Raw genomic sequence first — 8,083 nt, forward strand, 5'->3', positions numbered from 1 at the left:
CATGATTCAAAACTCCTTCAATTCCCGGCGCGCCCTGTTCGGCTGGGGCGGCTTGCTGGTGCTGGCGCTGCTGCCGGTGCTGGCCGACGCCTTTGGCTCACCCTATTGGGTCAATCTGGCGACACGCTTTTTGATCTACGGCCTGGTGGCCGTCAGCCTGGATCTGGTGATTGGCTACGGCGCCATGATCAGCTTTGGCCATGCCATGTTCTTCGCCATGGGCGGCTATGTGGTGGGCATCATTTCTTTTCATACCTTCGAAGCCGGGCCATTGTTCGGCTGGGCAGGAAGCAATGAGGCGCTGCTGGTCTGGCCGCTGGCACTGGTTTTCAGCGCCTTGCTGGGGCTGCTCACCGGCTACCTGGCGCTGCGTACCCGGGGCGTGCAGTTCATCATGATTACTCTGGCGTTTGGCCAGATGATGTACTTCATCCTGGTGTCGCTGCAAGTGTATGGCGGTGATGACGGCCTGCTGCTCAATGAGCGCAACCATCTGCCCGGCGTGGATCTGTCCAGCGACAGGCAGCTGTATTACGTCTGCCTGGTCCTGCTGGCCATCTGGACATTGCTGTGCATACGCGTGGTCAATTCGCGCTTTGGCATGGTGTTGCAGGCGCTGCGCCAGAGTGAGCGTCGCGCCGAGAAACTGGGCGTTGCCCAAGTGCCGCACCGTCTGGCTGCCTTTGTGCTGTCGGCGGTGGGCACCGGGCTGGCGGGTGTGCTGTGGGCCAATTATTCCGGGCTGGTGACGCCGGACATGGCGGCCTGGACCAAATCCGGGGAATTCATGGCCATTGTGATCCTGGGGGGCGTTGGCACGCTGCTCGGGCCGATAGGCGGCGCGGCGGTCTTCCTGGGGCTGGAGCAGGCGCTGTCGGCCGTCACGGAGCACTGGCTGCTTTATATGGGGCCGCTGCTGGTGCTGGTCGTGCTGCTGGCGCAGCGCGGGCTGTTCGGACGATTGCTGGAGAAGCGCAATGGCCAATGAACAAGGCAATCAACAAAGCAATCAAGCAGGCAACCAAGCAGTCAAGCAAGCCGGTGCTTCAGCGCAGGACGGCGCCGCGCCCTTGCTGCGCATTGCCGGGCTGCATAAGGCCTTTCATGCGGTGAAAGCCACCAATGGCGTGGACTTGACGGTGCTCAAGGGCGAAATCCACGCCATTATCGGGCCTAACGGCGCGGGCAAATCGACGTTGATCACACAGATCTGCGGTGAAATCCTGCCCGACTCGGGCGTGATAGAACTTGAAGGCCGCGATGTGACACGCCTGCCGCCTTATCTCCGGGCGCGGCTGGGCTTGGGGCGTTCGTTTCAGATCACTGAGCTGTGCCAGGAATTCAATGTGCTGGAAAACGTGATCCTGTCGCTCATGCTGCTCAAGTCGCGCGGATTCGGCATGTGGAGCAACCCGCGCAATGACGGCGCCATGCATGAACGCGCCATGCACTGGCTGGAGAAAGTCGGGCTGGCGGACCGTGCCCTGGCGCGTACCTCAGACCTGGCGCATGGCGAGAAACGCCAGCTGGAACTGGCCGTGGCCCTGGCGCGCGAACCGCGCCTGCTGCTGCTGGATGAACCGATGGCAGGCATGGGCGGGGATGAGTCCGCGCGCATGACTCGTTTGCTGGCCGACATCAAGCAGGACTATGGCATCCTGCTGGTCGAACACGATATGGATGCCGTCTTCGCGCTGGCAGACCGGGTCAGCGTATTGGTCTATGGCCGCATCATTCACACCGGGGATCCGGCGTCCGTCCGGCAGCACCCGGATGTGCGCGCTGCCTATCTGGGGGAAGAAACATGCTGAAGGTACAGGAACTTGCAGGCGGCTATGGCGGCAGCCAGGTCTTGTTCGGTATGTCATTCGAAGCGGATCAGGGGGAAGTGATTGCCCTGGTCGGACGCAATGGCATGGGCAAGACCACCACCGTGAAAACCGTCATGGGGATGCTGCCTTCGCGTGGCGGGCAGGTCAGTTTCCGCGGCAAACCGCTGGCGCGGCTGGCGCCCAGCGTGGTAGCACGCCTGGGCGTAGGCCTGGTGCCGGAAGGCCGGCGTGTCTTCGGCTCATTGTCGGTAGAGGAAAACCTGCTGGCCACGGCACGGCGTGAAAATGGCCGTGACAGCTGGGATTTGAAACGGGTCTATGCCTTGTTTCCGCGCTTGCAGGAAAGGCGCAAGCAATCGGCGCGTACCTTGTCAGGGGGCGAGCAGCAGATGCTGGTCGTGGGCCGGGCGCTGATGACCAACCCGCATTTGCTGATTCTGGACGAAGCCACCGAAGGCCTGGCGCCGCTGATCCGCCAGGAAATCTGGACCTGCCTGCGCCAGCTCAAGACCGAAGGCCAGACGATTATGGTGATCGACAAGAACCTGCCGGAAATGGCAACCCTGGTCGATCGCCACTACATTGTTGAAAAAGGCCGGGTGGTCTGGTCCGGCAGTCCGTCTGCCCTGGCAGGCGAGGCGGGCTTGGCCAGCCGGTATCTGGGGGTCTAGCCCCAGGGCGGCAGATCTGGCCTGCTGCCCCTGTCCGGCAGGGGCTGGCCGCCGGGCGCAGGGAAAAATGCCTGCTGCCCTGGTGAGGGGGCGATAGATGTTTATCGCCCCAGGTCTTTGGCCGTGACGCCGGCAATCCCCCAGTTTTCCTTGGGCACTTCATGGATCCAGACGCGGACATTGGCGACTGGCGCATCCAGGGCTTCGACCAATGCCTGGGTGACTTTTTCAATGACGGCTTTCTTTTGCTCTGCCGTACGTCCTTCGAGAATATGGATTTGAGCAAATGGCATGGCGGCTTCCTGGCATCGGGTAGGGCAGGTTTACGATTGCCCCAGTTTCAGGGAATAGCATCAGCCAGGCCGCCAGCGGCAGAGCAGGCTCTGCGCCGCTGACGGCCGCGGCGTTCAGGCAAAGCGCAAGGAGACGCTGCCCATGCCGTGGACCCGCAGGCAAACGTGGTCGCCGGCGGCAACGGCGACCGCTTCCGTCACGCCACCCGACAGGATGACGCTGCCCGCCGGAATTTCCTGGCCCTTTTTACCCAGGTGATTGGCCAGCATGGCAATAGCTGCTGCCGGGTGCCCCAGCACGGCGGCGCCTGCGCCCAGGGCGACGGGTTCGCCATTTTTTTCCAGCACGATGCCGACCGTGCGCAGGTCGGTCTGATCGGGGCGCAGCGCCTGGCCGCCGACGACAAAACGGGCGGCGGAGGTGTTGTCCGCGACCACGCTCTTGAGGTCGAATTTGAAGTCGCGGTAGCGGCTGTCGATGACTTCAATGCCAGGCAACACGAATTCCGTGGCCGCCAGCACGGCGCCGATATGGCAGCCTGGGCCTTTGAGCGCATGCTTGAGCACGAATGCGATTTCCGGCTCCACCTTGGGGTGGATCAGTTCGCTGGTCTTGATTTCCGCCCCTTCGGGCACGCTGTATTCATCCACTAGAAAACCGAACACCGGCGTTTCCACGCCCATTTGCTTCATCTTGGCGTGCGAGGTCAGGCCGGCTTTCAGGCCGACCACGCGGGCGCCGCGAGCCAGTTTGCGGCGCAGGATTTCGTCCTGGATAGCGTAGGCGTCATCCCAATCCATGTCCGGGTGGTCATTGGTAATCTTCGGGGTATCGCGGACTTCCAGCTGGCAGGTTTCCAGGTGATCGGCCAGTTGCTTGATAGTGTCAGGGCTCAGTGCCATGTCGTCATTCCTTGTGTTGTCGGGTGTAAGCCTGTCCATCCGGCCCGAAGACAGAATGGAGAGGCTGGGGGTTCATGTCAGAGGGCGCGGGTTTAAACAAAACGTACCGAGCAGCCGCCGATGCCGCCTATGGTCACGCGCAGGTTGTCGCCAGCTTGTACCGGCACCATGGCCGCCAGCGAGCCGGACAAAATGACCTCGCCGGCTTCCAGCGCGATGCCCAGCCGGCCCAAGGTATTGGCGAGCCAGGCCACCGCATTGGCAGGGTGCCCCAAGGCAGCGGCGCCAGCGCCGGTGGCGACGACCTCGCCGTTCTTTTCCAGCACCATCCCGCAGGTATAGAGATCGACATCGCGTACATCGACGAGTCGGTCGCCGAGCACGAAAACGCCGCAGGACGCGTTATCGGCCACGGTATCTTGAATCTTGATTTTCCAGTCGCGGATGCGTGAATCCACGATCTCAAAGCAGGCCATCACGCCTTCGGTGGCCGCCATGACATCGGCCGCAGTCACGCCTGGGCCCTTGAGAGTCTTCTTCAGCACGAAGGCGATTTCGCCTTCGGCCTTGGGCTGGATCAGGCTGCTGGCCTCGATAGGCTGGCCCTCGTTATAGACCATGCCGTCAGTCAGCCAGCCGAAATCCGGCTGATAAACGCCCAGCATGTTCATCACGGCCTGGCTCGTGACGCCGATTTTCTTGCCCACCACGCGTTCGCCGCTGGCCAGGCGCAGTTGCTGCATGGCCTGTTGAACGGCGTAGGCATCTTCGATGCTCATGTCGGGGTGGCGTTCGGTCAGCGGCGCGATCACCTGGCGTTGCTGCAAGGCCTGGTAGAGCTCGGCGCCGAGTTGCTGGATCAAAGGCTTATCCATGGCTAAATTCCTGTGTTGCTTGAAGGGTCGAAAGTGTGAACGGGACGAAGACCTGTATCGAGTGTAGAGAGGACGTGTGTCCGTGTCAGGCGCGAGGATAGGCGGCGGATCATTCTCCGTGTTGCGTGGCGCCGAAACCATCGCTCCGGCGCGCGCCTGAGGGGCAGATGCCGGCCCTCAGGCGCGCGGCCCGCTCAAGCGGCTTCTTGGCGCGCCGGCCGCGGGACGGCCTGCGCTGGCTGCAAGGCCCGGGGTTCGGCGCTGCCCGCTTCGGCGAGGAAGTCTCCGACCAGGCGGGAGAAACGTTCCGCATGTTCGATTTGGGTCCAGTGGCCGCAATGCCCGAAGACATGCAATTGCGAGCGCGGAATCCACTGCGAGAGCGTGACCGAGTTCTGCAGGGGAATGACTTGATCTTCACGCCCGTGAATCACCAGGGTTTCGTGCGGCAGGGCGCGGATGTCTTCTTCGTGGCTGGCCAGCGCATCAACCCAGCGCTGGCGCGGGGCCGGGAACATGGCGCCAAAGGCTTCCTGCACGCCGGGGCGGATGCTGGCCTGGTAGCGCAATTGGGCCAGTTCGTCACTGACCAGATCGCGGTCATGGGCGAAAATATCCAGCACCTGGCGCATGCTTTGCGGCGACGGGGTATAGCCCCAGACCGAGTCCAGGCCGGGCGTCAGCGCAAACGGCACGCCGACGCTGCCCATCAGCACCAGGCGGCGCACGCGCTCCGGGTGCCGGATCGCCAGGGCCAGTGCCAGGGCGCCACCAAAGGAGTTGCCGACAATATCGGCCTGCTCTATGCCCAGGGCATCAAGCACTCCCAGGGCCTGGCGGACCCAAACCCAGGAAAACAGGTCGTGGCGCACGCCGGGCAAGGACAGATCCAGGCCTTCGCTATAGCCGAAACCCGCCATATCGGGGGCGATGACACGCGCGCGCTTGGCCAGCGCAGGCATGACAGAGCGCCAATTGGCCCAGGCCGATACGCCCGGGCCGGAGCCATGAATCAGCAGTACCGGCGCGCCTGAGCCCATGTCATGAACATTGGTGCGCAGGCCGGTGGCCATGATGCTGCGGCCGATTTCAGGGTTGTTATCAGAGCTTGATGCAGACATTTTTCAACTCCGTGTAGAACTCCAGCGAGTGCACGCCGCCTTCGCGGCCGATGCCGGAATGCTTGGCGCCGCCAAAGGGAGTGCGCAGGTCGCGCAGGAACCAGCTGTTGACCCAGGAAATGCCTACCTTCATGCGTTGCGCCACGCGGTGCGCGCGCGCCACGTCACGCGTCCAGATGGCAGCGGCCAGGCCGTACTCGCTGTCATTGGCCTTTTTGACGGCTTCTTCTTCGGTATCGAAGGGGGAAATGTGGCAGCAAGGCCCGAAGATTTCTTCTTTGATGACGCGCGCCGTTTCCGGCAGGCCGGTCCAGATGGTGGGCTGCACCCAGGCGCCTTCGGCCAGCGCACCGGCCATGGCAGGTTTGCCGCCGCCCGTCACGACCGTGGCGCCTTCTTCGGCAGCCAGTTTGTAGTAGGACAGCACTTTTTGCTGATGTTCGCGGCTGACCAGCGGGCCCAGCTTGGTATCCGGGTCTTCCGGCAGGCCGATTTTCCAGCCCTCGATCTGGCGTTTGAGTTCCGCCACGAATTTGTCGAAGATGGGGCGTTCCACATAGACACGTTCGGTGCCCAGGCAAACCTGGCCGCTATTGACGAAGGCCGAACGCAGCGTGCCTTCAATGGCGGCGTCGAAATCGCAATCGGCAAAGACGATGGCAGCGTTCTTGCCGCCCATTTCCATGCTGACCGGGCGCGCGCCCTTGGCTGCGGCCTTCATGATGACTTCGCCCGTGCGGGTTTCGCCCGTGAAGGTAATCGCGTCCACCTGCGGGTGGCTGGTCAGGAATTCACCGGCTGAATCCGGGCCGAAGCCGTGCACCACGTTGTAAACGCCCGGGGGAATACCGGCTTCGTTCATCACTTCGCCCAGCAGCGCAGCCGTTTGCGGGGTTTCTTCGGATGGCTTGACCACGACGGTATTGCCGCAGGCCAGCGCCGGGCCCACTTTCCAGGTCATCAGCAGCAGCGGCAGGTTCCACGGGCAGATCACGCCGACCACGCCGACCGGGCCACGGTAGCCATAGTTGATCGCGCCGCGGCCATCGGGCGTCTGCATTTCAAAGAACTCGGTCGGCACATTCTTGATGACGTCGGCGAAGATCTTGAAGTTGGCGGCGCCGCGCGGAATGTCGATATGGCTGGCAATGCTGCGCGGCTTGCCGGTGTCGGCGCATTCGGCTGCCAGGAATTCGTCGAAGCGGCGGTTGATACCATCGGCGACGGCATACAGGCGTTCGACGCGCTCGGCCACTGTCATGCTGGCCCAGGGGCCGTCAAGCGCGGCGCGGGCCGCTGCGACGGCGCGATCGACCTCAGCCTTGCCGGCTTCGTGAACCTGGGCGATCACGCTGTGATCCATGGGCGAGTGTTTGGCGAAGTGCTTTTGCGTCGCCACGTATTCGCCGTCGATAAAATTGAGAATCTGTTTCTGGGTCATGGCTGTTAATCCTTGTTGCCGTATGGCTGCGGCGGGGCCGCAGAGGAGTTAGTCGTTCGGGGCCAGCGCGGCAAGCCCGGCCCCGGCTATCAATTCATCCTGGGCTTCGCTGCCGCCGGATACACCAATGCCGCCCAGGCGCTGGCCGCCGATTTCGATGGGCAGCCCGCCGCCGAAGGCGACAAAGCGCGGCCGGCGCAGCAGCCCGTCCTGCACGGCGGGGGAATGCGCTTGCATGGCTTCGGGCCATTTCCCGGTCGCCAGCCCGAAGCTGGCGGAGGTGTAGGCCTTGTCGATGGCGATGTCGATGGAATGCAAGGGGGCGCCGGGCTGGCGGATGAAACCGACCAGCGTCCCGGCGTTGTCCACCACGGCGATATTGACGGCCAGGCCCAGGGCATCAGCCTCATGCTGCGCTGCGTCCAGCAGGCTCAGCACTGCCGGGGCGCGCAGGGTAGGCTGGTTGACGAAAATGTCTGCGGAAAGCCGGGTCGTCATGGCAAGTCTCTCGGTATGGGGCAGGCAAAAAGCCTGGAAAAATGGCCTGGGGAAAAAAGGCCAGTTACAGGGGGCGGGACAGCGCAGCTGCTCAGTTGGCAGGCGCGGCGGCGCTGCAATTCGCGGGGGCGGCTGCTCCCTGCTCTTGCAGCGCTGCGATTTCCTGCCTGGCAAGCGCCATCTGGGCCAGGAAAGTCGGGTCGGTATGCAGGGTGGCGACGGAAGCAGCGCCCATCAGGCGGCCTGAATCGACATCGCTTTGCCAATGCACGCCGCAAATGACCCGGCTCTGGCCGTAGTCGTAGGCACGCTGGAAGAGGGCATCGGCGCGGCTGGGAATCAGCTCGGCCAGCACCAGGCCCCAGGCCCAGCCCAGGGCGGCATGGCCGGACGGGTAGGAACCGTTTTTGGCCAGCGAAGCCTCTTCTTCCGGCGTGCAGCTGGCTTGT

At 63.3% G+C, this 8,083-nt stretch carries 10 protein-coding genes; 3 read left to right on the top strand and 7 right to left on the bottom strand.

Annotated elements, in window-relative coordinates:
* Window position 1 precedes the first annotated feature (1 nt).
* The 3 genes from ACTJGZ_RS10120 to ACTJGZ_RS10130 are packed head-to-tail and all read left to right on the top strand — an operon-like array spanning window position 2 to window position 2,503.
* On the top strand, window positions 2-988 hold the full coding sequence (locus tag ACTJGZ_RS10120) for a branched-chain amino acid ABC transporter permease (RefSeq protein WP_441662799.1): 987 nt from the start codon (window positions 2-4) through the stop codon (window positions 986-988).
* The gene (locus tag ACTJGZ_RS10125) at window positions 978-1,811 is read left to right on the top strand and encodes an ABC transporter ATP-binding protein (RefSeq protein WP_441662800.1); all 834 of its coding nucleotides are present in this window, start codon (window positions 978-980) and stop codon (window positions 1,809-1,811) included. Before ACTJGZ_RS10120 ends, ACTJGZ_RS10125 begins: the two co-directional genes overlap by 11 nt.
* Complete coding sequence (locus ACTJGZ_RS10130) at window positions 1,805-2,503, top strand: ABC transporter ATP-binding protein (RefSeq protein ID WP_441662801.1); 699 nt, start codon at window positions 1,805-1,807, stop codon at window positions 2,501-2,503. Before ACTJGZ_RS10125 ends, ACTJGZ_RS10130 begins: the two co-directional genes overlap by 7 nt.
* 101 nt (window positions 2,504-2,604) lie before the next feature.
* On the opposite strand, the gene ACTJGZ_RS10135 is transcribed toward ACTJGZ_RS10130, so the two are convergent.
* The 7 genes from ACTJGZ_RS10135 to ACTJGZ_RS10165 form a co-directional block, all read right to left on the bottom strand.
* Complete coding sequence (locus ACTJGZ_RS10135; RefSeq protein ID WP_441662802.1) at window positions 2,605-2,796, bottom strand: 2-hydroxymuconate tautomerase; 192 nt, start codon at window positions 2,794-2,796, stop codon at window positions 2,605-2,607.
* Window positions 2,797-2,910: 114 nt separating this feature from the next.
* A complete protein-coding gene (gene dmpH / locus ACTJGZ_RS10140; RefSeq protein ID WP_441662803.1) occupies window positions 2,911-3,699 on the bottom strand; it encodes a 2-oxo-3-hexenedioate decarboxylase in 789 nt (262 codons plus the stop codon).
* A 92-nt stretch (window positions 3,700-3,791) separates the two neighbouring features.
* Entirely contained in the window at window positions 3,792-4,574 is a 783-nt protein-coding gene (gene dmpE / locus ACTJGZ_RS10145; protein WP_441662804.1) for a 2-oxopent-4-enoate hydratase, read from the bottom strand.
* A 194-nt stretch (window positions 4,575-4,768) separates the two neighbouring features.
* Window positions 4,769-5,695 (bottom strand): alpha/beta fold hydrolase, encoded by a 927-nt coding sequence (locus ACTJGZ_RS10150; protein WP_441662805.1) that lies wholly within the window; start codon window positions 5,693-5,695, stop codon window positions 4,769-4,771.
* The gene (locus ACTJGZ_RS10155; RefSeq protein ID WP_441662806.1) at window positions 5,676-7,136 is read right to left on the bottom strand and encodes a 2-hydroxymuconic semialdehyde dehydrogenase; all 1,461 of its coding nucleotides are present in this window, start codon (window positions 7,134-7,136) and stop codon (window positions 5,676-5,678) included. Before ACTJGZ_RS10155 ends, ACTJGZ_RS10150 begins: the two co-directional genes overlap by 20 nt.
* Window positions 7,137-7,184: 48 nt before the next feature.
* Window positions 7,185-7,634 carry a GlcG/HbpS family heme-binding protein gene (locus ACTJGZ_RS10160; protein ID WP_441662807.1) on the bottom strand — a complete coding sequence of 150 codons (450 nt, stop codon included), beginning with the start codon at window positions 7,632-7,634 and terminating at the stop codon, window positions 7,185-7,187.
* A gap of 91 nt (window positions 7,635-7,725) precedes the next feature.
* Window positions 7,726-8,083 (bottom strand): acid phosphatase (locus tag ACTJGZ_RS10165; RefSeq protein WP_441662808.1); only part of this gene is annotated, 358 nt, incomplete at its 5' end.

This window comes from Kerstersia sp. (assembly GCF_052103615.1).
Classification (GTDB): domain Bacteria; phylum Pseudomonadota; class Gammaproteobacteria; order Burkholderiales; family Burkholderiaceae_B; genus Kerstersia.